Origin of the sequence: Streptomyces sp. NPDC102462, assembly GCF_044765425.1 — a bacterium.
Lineage (GTDB): Bacteria > Actinomycetota > Actinomycetes > Streptomycetales > Streptomycetaceae > Streptomyces.
Map to the genome: position 1 here is coordinate 1 of NZ_JBIWKB010000062.1, position 14325 is coordinate 14325.

Genomic DNA, 14325 nt, shown 5'->3' on the forward strand with positions numbered 1-14325 from the left:
CACCCCCCGGCTTCGCCTTATTTTCGGCCCGGCCCCCCCCCCCCCGGGGCCCGGGGGGGGGGGGGCGGGGGGGGGGGCGCCGGGGGGGCCCCCGGGGGGGGGGGGGGCCCCCCGCCCCCCCCCCCCCCGCCGACGTTTGCACCACAAGGGCCTTACAGTACAAACGTCAACGACATCCGGCCGTTTCGCCCGGGACCGGACGGAGACGAGAAGGGGTAAGGCATGCTGGAGGCGGCAGGCTTGACAGCGCGTGAGGAAATGGTCTATCGCCTCCTGGTCGGCACCGCGACCGCGTCGGTCCAGGAGATCGCCGATCAGACCGGACTTCCGCCCGACACCGTGGAGTCGACCCTGGTGTCCCTGCGCGGCAAGGGGCTCGCCACCCCCACCGACCGCGACCCGCTGCACTTCGCCGCCACGCCGCCCGATGTGGCGCTGCTGCCCCGGCTCCAGCGGCACGCCGACGCCCTCGACAAGGCCCGCACCGCGGTCGGCGACCTGCTGGACAGCTACCGCAGCGCACGCCGCCGCCAGGACGCGGGCCAGCTCATCGAAGTGATCAGCGGGGCGGAGGCGCTGCGCGAGCATCTGCGGCGGATGCAGGACAACGCGCGCCACGAGATGCTCTGGTTCTGCAAGGCCCAGTACGTGGCCATGCCCTCGGGCAGCAACCGCGCGGAGTACGACGCCCTCGCCCGCGGCGTGCGCTACCGGGTCCTGTACGAGCAGGCGTTCTTCGACGACGAGGGAGCCATCGACAACGTTGCCGAAGGCGTGCGCGCCGGTGAGATCGCCCGCTCGGTACCCCACCTCCCGCTGCGCCTGGCCATAGCCGACCGGGCCATCGCCATCTGCCCGCTGGTCCCCGGCGGCGCGCACGGCAACCCCAGCGAACCGACGGCGGCACTGGTGCGCGACAGCAGTCTCCTGGACGCGCTGACAGCTCTCTTCGAGCGCTACTGGGAGGACGCCGTCCCGCTGCGTGTCGGTGCGGCCGGCACCGTCGACGGCTCTGACGACCGCGGCGCGGGTGCCCTGTCCGAAACCGACCGCCGACTGCTGTCGCTGCTCGTGGCGGGCGTCGCCGACAAGGCCATCGCCAGCCAGATGAAACTGAGCCGGCGCACCATCCAACGGCACATCCAGCACATGATGACCCTCACCGGCGCCGAGACCCGCATGCAACTGGCCTGGCAGGCCGCCCGACGGAACTGGCTCTGAGCCTGTGATTGCCGGCCGTGCCGGGCCGACGGGGTGTTTTCCGGGGCTGTCGGTGATCCATCGGTGATGTGCCGGTTTCTGCTGGAACCGTCGATGACGAGCCGCTTGACCACCCGCCGCCCTGCGCGGATGCACCGGACGACCGGGCCCGTGTGCAGAGGCCGGTGCAACGTCCGGTCGGCGCCGACGAGTTGGAAATAACGACGGAGGGCGATCCTGTCCGGCATACTTACGAGCGCGGACCACCCTGCTCACCAGCACGCAGGCCAGGGCACCAGCGCGTGGTTCGAACCTGAGGCACACTTCCGGGGAAAAGTCGTCATGAAAAACCTTCAGCCTTCGGACCCGACGTCCATGGGCGGCTATCCATTGCTCGGCCGGCTCGGCGCGGGAGGCATGGGGCAGGTGTTCTTGTCCCGTACGGCGTCGGGCCGTCTGCTCGCGCTGAAGACGATCCGCGACGATCTCAGCTCCGAGCCGGGGTTCGAGGAGCGGTTCACCCGTGAGATACGCAACAGCGACCGGGTCCGATCGCCGTGGACTGTCACCGTCGTGGACTACAGTGCCCCGGCAGGCGCCCGCAGTGGCTGGCCACGGAATATGTGCCCGCGCCCTCGCTCGCCGAATGGGTCACGGCCCACGGCCCCCTGCCGCGGACCGCGCTGCTGTCACTCGCCGCCGAACTGAGCGGCGCCGTGCAGGCCGTGCACCAGGCCGACCTTGCACACCGGGACATCAAGCCCGGGAACGTCCTGCTGGCACGCGACCGTCCACGGCTGATCGACTTCGGTGTCGCACGGGCCGCCGACGACAGCCGGCACACCCGCCTCGGCGTCTCCGTGGGTTCCCCCGGGTTTCTCGCACCGGACCAGGCCGTCGGTGGTGTCGCCGCCGAACCCGCCGACGTGTTCTCGCTGGCCGCCGTGCTGGTGTACGCCGCGACCGGACGCGGCCCCTTCTCGCGTGCGGGGGAACAGATCCCCGCGGCCACCCTGCTGTACCGAGTGGTGCACGAGGAACCCGATCTCGCAGGCGTCCCCGCGGAGTTGGTGCCGCTGCTCACCGCCTGCCTCACCAAGGACCCGGCCCTGCGCCCGACGGCCGCCCAGTTGAGCGGATGGCTGGAGGAGAAGGGCGCCCGGATCGGGCGTTGGCCCGAGGAATGCCCCACGAGTCTCGCCGGACAGCTCACCGAGGCCGAACACCGGGCGCGCACCGAAGTCGACCTCGCGGCCACCGTGAGTCAGGGATCGGTCTTACCGACGATGAGGTCCGACACTGTCCTCGACACCCCGGCGGAGCCCGGCCGACGCCGTGGGCGGGCCTGGCTGCTGACCACGGCCGTTGCGGCGGTCGCGGTCGCGGCGGCCGTGGTGGCCGTCGTCCATTTCGGTACGCAGCGTTCCTCGGCCGAATCCTCCCCGTCCACACAGGGACAACCGTCCGCCGCGGCGACCAAGGGGAAGACGCCGTCCGCCTCGGCCCAGGAGTCCCAGGAGCCCCAGGAGAAGGGCGCGGCACTCAAGGTCGTACGGGCCGCTTTCGAGCTGGCCACCGGAGACTCCGTGGGCACCGGCGCCAGGACCCTGGTCATGCAGCAGGACGGCAACCTGGTGGTCCACGACCAGGACAGCAAGGCGCGCTGGGCCACGATGACCGCCGGCGAGGGCAACTCCGCCCGCTTCCAGACGGACGGCAACCTGGTCGTCTACAACAGCGGCGGGCAGCCGCTGTGGGCCTCACAGACCAATGGCCACCCGGGAGCGGTCCTCGTGTTCCAAGCTGACGGAAACGTTGTCATCAAGTCCGGTGACACCGTGCTCTGGGCGGCCGGAACGGACGGTTGACCGTTCCCGCGCCCGGCCCGCACCCCCACGACCCGGCCGGCCTCGATATCGGCCATGTGAGGTCAGGGCCACGCCGCGGACCGCCTTGGTTTGGTCCGCCGGATGCCCCCGGGGCCGCTCGGCGGGCCGCAACGCGTGGATCGTCACGAGTTGACGGGCCAGCAGGGGGGGGCGCGCGCCTCCAGCCCCACATGATCGAGGACCTGCGATGGTCTGCCTGCGCGTGTCGGCGGCGATGCCGCCGTGCAGCGCCTCGGTCCTGACGATCCGTTCGCCGACCGCCAGGTGCCGGCGTGGCGCACCAGGTGTTCCTTGTGTCAAAAATTGACCACAACCAAAGCCTGCGCGTTACTTATTGACCTCCAGGCGTGCTCTTCGGATACTCGACAACCACAAGCGTTCATCGCGGTCGCGGAGAGCACGGAGGTCACACCATGAACCTGTCCAGACGGAATCTGCTGGCCGCCGGCTCCGCCGTGGGGGCCCTGACCGTCACGGGCGCGGCCGCCGCCACCGCACCGGCCGCCGCGGCCCAGGGCAAAGGCCACCGACTGCGCACCGGCTTCGAACGCCTCGCCGAGGACGGATACGCACTGCTGGACGGCCAACGCGTCGGCATCGTCACCAACCCGACGGGCGTGACCCGCGACGTACGCCACATCGTCGACGTGATGCACGCGGACGACCGGGTGAACCTCGTCGCCGTCTTCGGACCCGAACACGGTTTCCGCGGAACCGCGCAGGCGGGCGGCTCGGAGGGCCGCTACGACGACCCGGCGACGGGCCTGCCCGTGTACGACACGTACCTCAAGAACGGCCGGCCGCTGGCCGACATCTTCACCGCCTCCGGCATCGACACCGTGGTGTTCGACATCCAGGACGTGGGCGCGCGCTTCTACACATACATCTGGACGCTGTACGACTGCATGGAGGCAGCACAGCTCGCGGGCAAGCGGGTCGTGGTCCTGGACCGGCCCAACCCGATGACGGGACGCGGCGCGCTGGGTCCCGTGCTGCACAAGGAGTTCGCGTCCTTCGTCGGCCGGCAGCCCATCGCCCAGGCGCACGGCATGACGGCCGCGGAACTGGCACGGCTGTTCAACGGCGAGTTCCTGCCGACCCCGGTGCACCTGGAGACGGTGCTCATGACCGGATGGCGGCGCTCGGACTTCTACGACGCCACCGGTCTGCCCTGGGTGCCGCCGAGCCCGAACATGCCCACACCCGACACCGCCCTCGTCTACTCCGGTACCTGCCTCTTCGAGGGCACCAACCTGTCGGAGGGGCGCGGCACGACCCGTCCCTTCGAACTGCTCGGCGCCGCGGGCATCGACGCCCGGTGGGCCGAGGCCGCGAACGCCCTGGGCCTGCCGGGAGTGAGGTTCCGCGAGGCGTACTTCGCCCCCACCTTCTCGAAGTTCCAGGGAACGACGGTGGGCGGCGTGCAGATCCACGTCCACGACCGGGACGTGTACGACCCCGTGCACACGGGAGTGGCGCTGCTGGTGACGGCGAAGCGCGTCTGGAGCGACTTCGCCTGGCGGTCCGACCACAACATCGACCGGCTGACGGGCAGCGCACAAGTCCGCGCGATGATCGACGCGGGTGCCGGGGCGGACGAGGTGGCGGCGGCCTGGGCGAGCGAGCTGGCGGCGTTCCGCGACCAGCGCCGCCACTACCTCCGCTACCGCTGACAGGCCCGGGCGAGCACCCTCGACCGCATGGCGCGGCGGCTGTTCGCCCGGGCCCACGGTGCGGGAACGCACGCACCGCCGCCGGCGCGGTGCGGCCGTCCGGGCGACGTGCGCCTGGCGCGAGACGGCGGACGGCTTCGTAGCGACGTCCTACCGCCCCGCTCATTCCGATTCATCCGGCACGGGCAGGGGCTGCCGACAGGGTGTCGACGTATCGATGTTCGGCGCGGCCCGGGCGATGTGACGGGCTGTCGACTCGGCCTGTCTGCCGTCCCGCGCGGAGACGGCGAGGAGGTGGAAAGGGGCGCAGGAACGGAGTTCGACGCACACCACGGGCCTGGCCCGTCGCATCGCCACGAAGTCCTTCCCGGCCTGATGGCAGCGCGTGCCGATGCACAGGGTGCCGGGAACGCAGACGCCTCGCTCGTGAACGCCGTGCAGGGCCCGCCACCAGTCAGGTTCGACGGTGACCCGGCACACCGCCTCCAGCGGCACACACACATTCCGGTGACGGGCGGCCGCCTTCTCCCACCAGGCCAGACGTACGACCACTTGATCTTCCACGGCGAGCAGCCCTGCCATGACGGAACGCCTCCTCTCCATCCTCGCTCCCGCCCGGTGGAAAGCGCCTAAAGTCAGAGATATGCCCATCAGTGAGGGAACATACGGGTTCGGATCGTCCACCGGTGGCCGTCTGCTGATCAAGACGAGCCGCGCCGGGCTCGGCCGGAAGACGGGCCACGACCTCACGATCGAGGCCATGCGATGGTCAGGGCAAGCGGTGGTTGTCGCGAGCGACCCCGGGAAGTCGTCGGTGACCGTCACCGTCGAGACCGGATCGCTGACCGTCAGGGACGCAACGGGCGGGATCAAGCCCCTCACCGACGCCGACCGCGCCGACATCAAACGGACACTGGAGGGCGAGGCCCTGCTGCACACCGCGCAGCACCCGGCGATCACCTTCCGCTCCACGAGCGTCACGGGAACACGTGAGTCCTTCGAGATCACCGGAGATCTCACCATCAAGCACCGTACGCACCCGGTGACCGTGCACGGTGGCAGCGACGGTGACGGCGCGGTGTGTGGTACGGCGGCCGTCACCCAGTCCGCCTGGGGAATCAAGCCCTACAGCGCCTTCCTCGGCGCGTTGAGGCTGGCCGACGACGTCCGGATCGAGTTCGCGGTGACCCGGCTCGAACCGCTGCCCGGCCCCGGTGACGCACCCGGGTAGCCATGTCCGTCAGGGCCTTGCCCGGTCGGCGCCGCTTGGGCCAGTCGCGTGAAGTATGCGCGAGGGTCCGGCCGGTCGGGGGCGTCGTCACCCGTGACGGACGGTGCGCCTGGGGGTGTTGGCGAGATGCGGGGGAGGGTGTTTCGGGGCACGGTAGGGAAGGAGGGGGCGGGCCGCTCTGGCCCGACGTCATGCGAGCAGCGCCCTAGCCGAAGGAAACGTGATGGCCGTAGCCACAGACATGCTCGTTCCTGCGCTGCGGGAGGTCCGTGAGGCCCAAGCCGCGCTGGCCGACCGTTTCAAAGCCGACCTGGCCGTGACGCCCCCGGGTGAGTACCGGGAACTCCTGGAGCGGCGTGCCGGCGATGCCCGAGGGCACGTGTATGTGCTCGACGAACGTCTGGCAGCGCTGAAGCCCCGACGGCTCGTGGAGAACGTCCTCGGCAACGCCTGGGACGTGACGAGGCAGGCATTCCGGCTGCCCATGGACGCGGCCATGTTCGCACCGAACGCCCTGTTGCGAAGCCAGCAAGGAAGGGCGACGGAGCAACGGCTGCTGAAGAACGTGGAGGAGGAGTACGCGGCCACCGCTTTCGCCGTGGCCATCTGCCGGGTCGCCGAGCGTATCGCTCAGGAGGCGGAGGACGCGATCACCGAGGACCTGCTCGGCTCCGTGCGCCGCGACGGCGAGGAGATCCTGGAAGAACTCGCGGGCTTCCTGGAGCAGCAGGCCGAGGCAGCGGTGATGGCCGCCGAGGCGGAGGTGGCCGCTGAGGGTGTGGGCGTCGGCGGCGCCGCCCGCGCGGTGCGGGACTGGAGCACATGGCTGCGGGAGACGGCCGAGCGGATGCCCGGGGTGGACCGGCTCCAGGGTATGCCGGAGGGCGCTCTGATCTCGGAGGAAGAGCTGCCGATTGCCGACTACCGCAGGCTCGGCACCAGGATGATCGTCGAACGGCTCCCGCACCTGTCGCAGACGGATCTCGCCACGGTCGGCGCGTACGAGCGTTCCCACGCGGCCCGTCCCGCGGTCCTGGACAGGATCGCGGACCTGCTCGGGCCCGAGCCCTGGCCCGGCTACGACGGCATGAACGCCGGCGACATCCGCAAGCGGCTCGCCGACGCCGGAGACGGTGTGACCCGGCGGGTGCTGGACTACGAGCGCCGCCATCAGGCACGTTCCACCATCCTCGCTGCGGCCGAACGGGTCCCCGCCTGACCGGCTCCGGTCCGGCGGGGCAGCTCATGTGCCAGGCCGCAGGGGCTCGACGCGTCGATGCTGGTAGGTCCACAGCTCGTCGACGAGGGTGAAGCCGCAGGAGCGGAAGAGCCGGGTGGCGGCCTGGCACTCGCACGTGGCCGGCCGGGCGTCGTCGAGGACGAGGGCGACCTCGGCGGCGCCCTGCTCGGCCAGCAGGGCCAGGGCCTGACCGAGCAGCTTGCGGCCCAGACCGCGCCGGCGCCGAGCGGGCGTGGTCTCGATCCAGTAGAGCGTCGCGGTGCGGTCGGGCCCCGTGCTGACCACGGCCTCGGCGACCGGTTCGGCTTCCTCGCGCACGATCAGCCGATGGCCCGGCGGGAAGTCGCAGGGGAAGACATCGGCGACCTGTTTGGCCGGCGCAGGCTCGGCGGGGAGTGTGCGGTGCAGATAGCAGCCCAGGCAGCGGCCCGTGAAGCCGGCGTGCACCAGCGCGTCGTGGGTGGCGCCGCGTCTCGTGCGGGGCAGGCCGCCCGGCCCCAGCGGACCCGGCGCGGTGCTGACGAACGCCTCGATCCGCGGGCAGCGGGACAGCGCGCTGAGAGCGTGGCCGATCAGGGCGCGCAGGGCAGGGCGGTCCTCGTACGCGTGGACCCAGCAGATCAGACCGGTGCGCACATCGGCCCAGGACAGATATGCGATGGTCCCGCGGGGACGGTCCTCGGCATTGGCCAGCACGCCGATCCGCGGCCGGGCCTGCCTGGCCCAGCCGGCCGGCGCGACGGGGCCGTACCATGCCTCGGCCGATGTCTCCGAGACGCAGCACGGCTGCCCCGGAAGCCGGTCGGCATTGATGAGTTCGCGTACCCCTGGTTCGTCCTGCGAGCGAAAGGGACGTACCGTCGTCCCGCTCTCGGGGCTGGGCGAGGAGGCCATGCTGTCCGTCCGCACACCTGCTGGCGTTCCTGTCGGCTACATCTCAGTGTCCCCCTGCTGCGGCCCGGCTGTCACGGGAACGGCGGCTGCGTCTTGGGCACTGCTTTCCGCTGCCGGCCGGGCTGCGCGGGAGCGACACGGCGGAGCACACTGTCACAGCTGGTTTGCCGGGCTGCCGTCAGCAGGGAACGAACCTGGCCGATGACCGGCTGGTGCAGCGGGAGCGTCAGATGGCCCACGCCGGGCACGAGCACGTTGCGCGCCGTGAGATCGGGATGGTCGACGCGGCCCCTGGACGCCGGGATGACGACCTCGTCGAGGTCGCTGTAGAACGCCACGAACCGGGTACGGCATCCGGCGGCAGGCGCGGCCAGCTCGGTCAGCAGCCCGCTTCCGGGCCGCAGTTGGCGTAGCAGCGGATGCGGCGGTGCCAGCAGAGCCGCGGCCGTCCCGCCGTGCGGCGTCGCCAGCGTGATCACCAGCACGACATGCGCGTCCCCGCCGAGCACCTGCACGTAATAGCGGGCGACCAGCCCTCCGAGGCTGTACCCGATCACGACCGCGCTCCGCCCGGCGCTGTGGGCACATGCCAGCTCCACCTGCTCGCCCAGGACGCGGGCCGCCGTGCGGATGTCCGGGGTGAAGGCGTGGTAGCTCACCGTGGTGAAGGGCCCCGCACCGATGCCGTCGAGCCCGCGCCGAAGCGGCGCCACGACCGATTCCCCGTCCGCGAGCCCATGCACCAACAGAACCGGAAGGCCGCCCTGCGCCAGTGGCGGATCGCCCCGACCTGTGTCTTCTTTGGACACGGGTCGGCGAAGGCGCCCGGCCCGTCCGACACCTACCACTGCCACGTCGAGCGGGAGACGCACCAGCCGCGCCGCGGCCCTGCTTGCCTCGACACCCACGCCGCGTACCGGTGACATTCCCGGCACCGACAGATGGGGTCCGAAAGGAATACCCGTGGCCGTTCACCTTCTCCGGAGATGCCCCACTTGCCGCAAATCCTGAAACGTTGTGCGCGACGACCGTATTCCCCGCCACCGCAGGCGCCTGGTTCACATCGGATCGCTCCTGACCCGGTGACCGGCCGAAGTGTCGCTGTCGCCATGTGTGCCGAAGGGCCGCGTTCGAGAAGGTGGTCCCGGCCGGGGGCGCCGCGGTCCCGGACCGGTCCGTCGCAGCCGGAGGGCGATCAGCGCGGTGAGGACGAAGACCGCGGCCTCGTAGGCCATGGCGTGGCCGAACGCCGTGTGCGCGCCGTCCGCCGGGCCGAAGTAGGCCAGACCGGCCGCGGTCACCCCGATCGAGCCGCCGAGTTGCTGGGCCGTGGGCAGCAGCCCGGACACCGAGCCCGCCGCGGCGCCCCGCACACCCGCCAGCACCAGTGCGAACACCGCGGCTGTGAACAGACCGAACGCCGCGCCCCCGGCCGCCAGCACCGGCAGGGCCGCCCGGCGTCCAGGACCGGTGCCGATGAGCGGTACGAGCGCCAGGGCCATGCCCGCCAGGACCAGCGCCGCGGCCGTGAGCACGGCCGGGCCCAGGCGGCGGGAGAGGGCCGGGGCGGCCTGGCTGCCCAGGACGGCCGCGCCGGCGAACGGCGCCGACACCAGTGCGGCGGACAGCGCCGGATACCCGAGTGCGGACTGCAGATGCAGGAAGAGCAGATACGTGAACGAGGGCACCCCGGCGTTGAAGACGAACACCAGCAGCACGCCCTGCCGCGCGGTCCGCTCCCGCAGGACCGACGGGTCGATCAGGGGGTCCGGGCGGTGGGGGAGGGTGAGGGTGAAGCAGGTGAGGGCCGCCGCGGCCACGGCGAAGGAGGCCCACGTCCACCAGGGCCAGCCGGCCTGCCGGCCCAGCGCGCACGGCAGGACCAGCGCGCCGAAGCCAGTGGTGGCCAGCACCGCCCCGGCCCAGTCCACGCGCCGGCCGTCGGTACCACGTGTACGGGGCAGCAGGTCCGCCCCCGCCAGCGAGGCGAGTGCCACCGGCACCGGGACCAGGAAGACCGCGCGCCAGCCGAGTCCGAAGAGGTCGGCGCCGATCAGAAGCCCGCCGATGAGCGGTCCGGCCAGGGAGGCCACGCCCATGGTGGCGCCGTACAGGGCGAGGGCTCGTGGCCGGCGTTCCGGGGCGACGCCGGTGCGGATGAGCGAGAGCACCTGCGGGGCGACCAGGCCGCTGCCTGCGCCCTGCACCAGCCGGGCCGCGATCAGCCAACCGGCGCCGGGTGCGGCGGCGCAGGCCACCGAGCCGGCCGTGAACACCGCGGTGCCCAGCACGAACAGCCGCCGGTAACCGTAGCGGTCGCCCAGCCGTGCGGCGGTGATGAGCAGGCACGCGTACGCGAGGGTGTACCCGGCCAGGACGAGCTGCACCGCGCCGGGGCCCGCGCCCAGCGCGGACTGGATGGCCGGAGCGGCGATCTGCGCGATCGTGACGTTGAGCAGCTGCACGAAGGTGGCACTCAGCACCACCGGCAGCAGGAACCGCCGGCCGTTCACCGGACCAGGGCCTCGGCGAGTTCCCGCGGCCGGGCGGCGAACGGGCTGTGGCTGCCCGGCAGGGTGCGGACGGTGAACGGCTCGCCCGGCACGGCCCGGTCGGACTCCGCGATCATCAGGTCCTGTACGGCCGTCGGCAGCGCCCGGTCCTGCGCGCAGCGCAGGAAGGTGCGCGGGATGCGGCCCCACCGCGCTGCGGTCAGGGTCACCGGGGTCGACGGGACGGCCAACGGGAGGTCGGGGCTGAGTGCCGAGCGCCAGCGGTCGAAGCGGTCGGCGGGCGTGTCGTGGTAGTGGGTCTGCCGCAGCTCCTCGACGTAGCCGGGGTCCGGGGAGAGAGGGTCGATCCGTACGGCGCCCAGCGCCTCGGGATCACCGAGGCCGAGGCCCTGCCCCCGCGCGGTGGCGTTCTCGGGGGCGCCGAGGTAGTCGAAGAAGCGGGGGCGGCCGGCGGGGACGAACGCGGAGAGGTAGACGAGGCGGTCGATCAGCTCGGGCGCGTGTTCCGCGGCAAGCGACGCGGGACCGCCGCCCGCGCTGTGGGCGACGAGCACGACACGGCGGTAGCGGCGGACCCGGCGCAGCGTGTCCAGGACGGCATCGGCGCAGTCGTCCATCGTCACGTCGGCGAGCTTCGACCTCTCGGTCAGCAGACCGGGCCGGCCGGGCAGCAGATACCCGCTGGGCAGGGGCGCGCCGAAGCCGTGTCCGGGCAGGTCGACGGCCACGCTCGCGGCACCGAGACCGGCCAGGGCGCGCTGCGTCGCCGCCCACTGCCACGAGCCGTGCCAGGCGCCGTGGACGAGGACGAAGACGGTGTCGTTCACATCGGTGTTGGGGAAGGGCGTCATGGCTGCCATCCCAGTCGGCGGCGGCGATTCGATCCAGCGAAAGATATGGCACGCTGGGCGGCGATACTTTCCATGTATGGAGTGGAGGGGAGGGGTGGTCATGGAGGCGCGGCATTTGCGGTACGCCCTCGCCCTCGCCGAGCACGGGCACTTCGGCCGGGCGGCCCGCGCGCTGGGCATCGCGCAGCCCCCGCTGTCCAAACAGATCGCCGACCTGGAGCGCGAGACCGGGGCCCGGCTGTTCGACCGTACGCGCCAGGGCGTGCTCCCGACCGCCGCGGGTGAGGCGTTCCTCGCCCGGGCGCGGCGCGCGCTGCAGGAGATGACGGCGGCCACGGTCGACGCCGGCCGGGCAGCGCGCGGCGAGACCGGCCGGCTGCGCCTGGGCTTCATCGCCTCCGCGCTGCTCGACCCGCTGCCGGACGTCCTGGGCCGGTTCGGCCGCGAACGGCCCGACGTACGGCTGGAACTGCACGAGATGGCATCCGGCCGCAGCACCGCCGCGCTCATCGCCGGAGAACTGGACGTGGCCGTCACCCTGGGACCGCCGCGGGGCGCCGGGGCCGAGCACCTGGTGTCCGTCCCGATCGGCCACGACCACCTGATCGCCGCCGTCGGCAGCGCACATCCCTATGCCGGCCAGGCGTCGGTGAGCCTGGACCAGCTACGGCGGCAGCCGCTGATCGTGGCCGCCGGGGAGGACGAGCCCGCGGCCGCCGCCGGACTGCGCAGTGTGCTGGGTGAGGACGCCGCCGCACTGGACGGTGCGACCGTCGCCCGGGACGTGCACACGATCATCGGCCTGGCCGCCTGTGGGGTCGGCGTGGGCCTCGGGCCCTCCCGCATGCTGTCTGTCCCACGCCCGGGCGTCCGGTTCTGCGAGGTGACCCCGCGCACGGCGCTGCCCGACCTGGTGCTGTCCTTCGCCGCCCGCGACCGCTCCTCGGTGCTGAGCGCCTTCCTCGACACCGTCCGCACCAACTGCCCCGACGTCGGCGCCGCACTCGACCGGCGCCTGAGCCACACAAGAGCATCCCAGTGACCTGGGCCTGCCTGGGGTGCGCTGCCGCGACCACCACCGTCCGGTGCCGCACACCCGTCCGTATGCCACACCCACCCGTACACCGCTCCCGGAGGTAACCAGCATGCCCGGACCGGCCTGGCCTGCACCTCCGGTGCGCTCGCTGCTCCCGGAAGGTGACATCGAGGCCGCCTACGCCCTGCAGCGGCTGTACGTGGAACGGGCCGTCGAGGCCGCCGCATCGTGGGCCGCAAGATCGGCCTGACATCGCCCGCCGTACAGGCCCAACTGGGCGTCGACCAGCCCGACTTCGGCGCCCTCTTCGCCGACATGGCGGTGCCCGAGGGCGCGCGCGTCACACCTGGCCGACTGTTCCGGCCCAAGGTCGAGGCGGAGGTCGCCCTGGTGCTCGGCGCCGATCTGCCGCACCGCGACCCGACGAGAAACGGCGAGACCGTCTCCCGGGGCGCCGGCACCGACTGCCTGTACTTCGCCGAGCTGCCCGAGGGCCTTCAGGAGCAGCTGCCCCGGCTCACCGAGGACTCCTTCCCCGGCATGCTCGCCAATGTGATCTCCGGCCGGATCGCCAACCGGCTCGACCTCGGCGGCGCCAACTACACCGTCGACGCGGCCTGCGCCTCGTCACTGGCCGCGCTCGACGTCGCCTGCAAGGAACTCGCCTGCGGCACCAGCGACGTCGTGCTGTGCGGAGGCGCCGATCTGCACAACGGCATCAACGACTACGTGCTCTCCTCCTCGGTGCACGCCTTGTCCCCGACCGGCCGGTCGCGGGCCTTCGACGACTCGGCCGACGGTATCGCCCTGGGCGAGGGCGTCGGCTGCGTCGTCCTCAAACGGCTCGCCGACGCCGAACGCGACGGCGACCGGATCTACGCCGTGATCCAGGGGATCGGCAGCTCCAGCGACGGCCGCTCGCTCGGCCTGACGGCACCCCGCCTTGAGGGGCAACGGGCCGCACTGGAGCGGGCCTACCGCAACGCCCGCGTCTCGCCCGCCGACGTCGGTCTCATCGAGGCACACGGCACCGGGACCGTGGTCGGCGACCGCACCGAACTGACCGTCCTGAGCGAGGTGTTCACCGAGTCCGGCGCCGCACCGGGCGGCTGCGTGCTCGGTTCGGTCAAGTCGCAGATCGGGCACACCAAGTGCGCCGCCGGGCTGGCCGGACTGATCAAGACCACCCTCGCCCTGCACACCGGGGTGCGACCGCCCACCCTGCATGGAGCGCGGCTACCGGGGGAGCCTGCCCGACCTCGCCCCGCACCTGCCCGGCCACTACGACGTCGTCAGCATGTTCCACTACCTGGAGCACTGCACGCAGCCCGACCGCGAACTGGCCGCCGCACACCAGGCGCTGCGCCCGGGCGGACATCTGCTGATCGAGGTCCCCGACCCCGACAGCCGCTGTGCCCGCCTCCTCGGCCGCTGGTGGCTGCCCTGGCTCCAGCCGCAGCACCTCCACCTCATGCCGGCCGTCAACCTGCGGCGGAGACTGACGGAGCATGGCTTCACGATCGTGGCGGAACAGCACGCCGACCCGCACGACCCCATCGACCTGCTCGCCGCCGTCTGGCTGGCGTTCGACGCCGTCGCACCGCGCGAGGACCTGCCCTGGCTGCCGCGCCCACCGGGCGTCTTCCGCCGCGCCCTGCGCACCGGGCTCCTGCTGGCCGGCGTCCCCGTCTTCCTGCTGGCCACCCTGCTGGACCGGCTGGCGATCAAGCCGCTCGCCCACCGGTGGCGTCTGTCCAACGCCTACCGCATCGTGGCCCGCCGCGACTGACACCACCGG

Annotated in this window: 13 protein-coding genes and 2 pseudogenes; 10 read left to right on the forward strand and 5 right to left on the reverse strand. The window is 72.2% G+C overall.

The window, feature by feature from the left end:
• Positions 1 to 258 precede the first annotated feature (258 nt).
• The 3 genes from ACIRFL_RS35695 to ACIRFL_RS35705 all read left to right on the forward strand — a co-directional run bounded on the left by ACIRFL_RS35695 (position 259) and on the right by ACIRFL_RS35705 (position 4762).
• A complete protein-coding gene (locus tag ACIRFL_RS35695; protein WP_404037222.1) occupies positions 259 to 1221 on the forward strand; it encodes a LuxR C-terminal-related transcriptional regulator in 963 nt (320 codons plus the stop codon).
• Positions 1222 to 1757: 536 nt separating this feature from the next.
• Positions 1758 to 3068, forward strand: a complete 1311-nt coding sequence (locus ACIRFL_RS35700; RefSeq protein WP_404037224.1) for a protein kinase — start codon at positions 1758 to 1760, stop codon at positions 3066 to 3068.
• Between the two features lie 434 nt (positions 3069 to 3502).
• Positions 3503 to 4762, forward strand: coding sequence for an exo-beta-N-acetylmuramidase NamZ domain-containing protein (locus ACIRFL_RS35705; protein WP_404037226.1), 1260 nt, complete (start codon positions 3503 to 3505; stop codon positions 4760 to 4762).
• Positions 4763 to 4924: 162 nt separating this feature from the next.
• On the opposite strand, the gene ACIRFL_RS35710 is transcribed toward ACIRFL_RS35705, so the two are convergent.
• On the reverse strand, positions 4925 to 5344 hold the full coding sequence (locus tag ACIRFL_RS35710) for a hypothetical protein (protein WP_404037229.1): 420 nt from the start codon (positions 5342 to 5344) through the stop codon (positions 4925 to 4927).
• A gap of 61 nt (positions 5345 to 5405) precedes the next feature.
• Here ACIRFL_RS35710 and ACIRFL_RS35715 point away from each other — a divergent pair, with 61 nt between their 5' ends.
• Together ACIRFL_RS35715 and ACIRFL_RS35720 are read left to right on the forward strand one after the other, a co-directional pair.
• Positions 5406 to 5993 carry a YceI family protein gene (locus ACIRFL_RS35715; protein WP_404037233.1) on the forward strand — a complete coding sequence of 196 codons (588 nt, stop codon included), beginning with the start codon at positions 5406 to 5408 and terminating at the stop codon, positions 5991 to 5993.
• 223 nt (positions 5994 to 6216) lie between these two features.
• Complete coding sequence (locus tag ACIRFL_RS35720) at positions 6217 to 7212, forward strand: hypothetical protein (protein WP_404037235.1); 996 nt, start codon at positions 6217 to 6219, stop codon at positions 7210 to 7212.
• Positions 7213 to 7236: 24 nt separating this feature from the next.
• On the opposite strand, the gene ACIRFL_RS35725 is transcribed toward ACIRFL_RS35720, so the two are convergent.
• Positions 7237 to 8142, reverse strand: coding sequence for a GNAT family N-acetyltransferase (locus ACIRFL_RS35725; protein ID WP_404037238.1), 906 nt, complete (start codon positions 8140 to 8142; stop codon positions 7237 to 7239).
• Positions 8143 to 8198: 56 nt separating this feature from the next.
• A complete protein-coding gene (locus ACIRFL_RS35730) occupies positions 8199 to 8840 on the reverse strand; it encodes an esterase/lipase family protein (RefSeq protein ID WP_404037240.1) in 642 nt (213 codons plus the stop codon).
• 24 nt (positions 8841 to 8864) lie between these two features.
• Here ACIRFL_RS35730 and ACIRFL_RS35735 point away from each other — a divergent pair, with 24 nt between their 5' ends.
• Positions 8865 to 9050, forward strand: coding sequence for a hypothetical protein (locus ACIRFL_RS35735; RefSeq protein WP_404037243.1), 186 nt, complete (start codon positions 8865 to 8867; stop codon positions 9048 to 9050).
• Positions 9051 to 9185: 135 nt separating this feature from the next.
• Here ACIRFL_RS35735 and ACIRFL_RS35740 read toward each other — a convergent pair whose 3' ends face one another.
• Positions 9186 to 10640: an MFS transporter gene (locus ACIRFL_RS35740; RefSeq protein WP_404037246.1), complete on the reverse strand. Its 1455-nt coding sequence runs from the start codon at positions 10638 to 10640 to the stop codon at positions 9186 to 9188.
• On the reverse strand, positions 10637 to 11491 hold the full coding sequence (locus tag ACIRFL_RS35745) for an alpha/beta hydrolase (protein ID WP_404037249.1): 855 nt from the start codon (positions 11489 to 11491) through the stop codon (positions 10637 to 10639). The genes ACIRFL_RS35740 and ACIRFL_RS35745 overlap by 4 nt, the downstream gene beginning before the upstream one ends.
• A gap of 100 nt (positions 11492 to 11591) precedes the next feature.
• Between ACIRFL_RS35745 and ACIRFL_RS35750 the strand changes: the two genes are divergently transcribed.
• The 4 genes and pseudogenes from ACIRFL_RS35750 to ACIRFL_RS35765 form a co-directional block, all read left to right on the forward strand.
• Positions 11592 to 12533 (forward strand): LysR family transcriptional regulator, encoded by a 942-nt coding sequence (locus ACIRFL_RS35750; RefSeq protein WP_404037349.1) that lies wholly within the window; start codon positions 11592 to 11594, stop codon positions 12531 to 12533.
• Between the two features lie 103 nt (positions 12534 to 12636).
• Positions 12637 to 12777 carry a hypothetical protein gene (locus tag ACIRFL_RS35755; RefSeq protein WP_404037253.1) on the forward strand — a complete coding sequence of 47 codons (141 nt, stop codon included), beginning with the start codon at positions 12637 to 12639 and terminating at the stop codon, positions 12775 to 12777.
• Between the two features lie 236 nt (positions 12778 to 13013).
• Positions 13014 to 13754, forward strand: a pseudogene (locus ACIRFL_RS35760) (polyketide synthase); the annotation flags it as partial.
• Positions 13753 to 14316: pseudogene (locus tag ACIRFL_RS35765) on the forward strand (class I SAM-dependent methyltransferase); the annotation flags it as partial. The pseudogenes ACIRFL_RS35760 and ACIRFL_RS35765, both read left to right, overlap by 2 nt.
• Between the last annotated feature and the right edge of the window lie 9 nt (positions 14317 to 14325).

Coding starts and splice junctions, on each gene's coding strand:
- ACIRFL_RS35735 (WP_404037243.1), top strand. CDS start 8,865: ATGCACCAACAGAACCGGAAGGCCGCCCTGCGCCAGTGGCGGATCGCC.
- ACIRFL_RS35745 (WP_404037249.1), bottom strand. CDS start 11,491: ATGACGCCCTTCCCCAACACCGATGTGAACGACACCGTCTTCGTCCTC.
- ACIRFL_RS35720 (WP_404037235.1), top strand. CDS start 6,217: ATGGCCGTAGCCACAGACATGCTCGTTCCTGCGCTGCGGGAGGTCCGT.
- ACIRFL_RS35750 (WP_404037349.1), top strand. CDS start 11,592: ATGGAGGCGCGGCATTTGCGGTACGCCCTCGCCCTCGCCGAGCACGGG.
- ACIRFL_RS35710 (WP_404037229.1), bottom strand. CDS start 5,344: ATGGCAGGGCTGCTCGCCGTGGAAGATCAAGTGGTCGTACGTCTGGCC.
- ACIRFL_RS35755 (WP_404037253.1), top strand. CDS start 12,637: ATGCCCGGACCGGCCTGGCCTGCACCTCCGGTGCGCTCGCTGCTCCCG.
- ACIRFL_RS35705 (WP_404037226.1), top strand. CDS start 3,503: ATGAACCTGTCCAGACGGAATCTGCTGGCCGCCGGCTCCGCCGTGGGG.
- ACIRFL_RS35715 (WP_404037233.1), top strand. CDS start 5,406: ATGCCCATCAGTGAGGGAACATACGGGTTCGGATCGTCCACCGGTGGC.
- ACIRFL_RS35695 (WP_404037222.1), top strand. CDS start 259: ATGGTCTATCGCCTCCTGGTCGGCACCGCGACCGCGTCGGTCCAGGAG.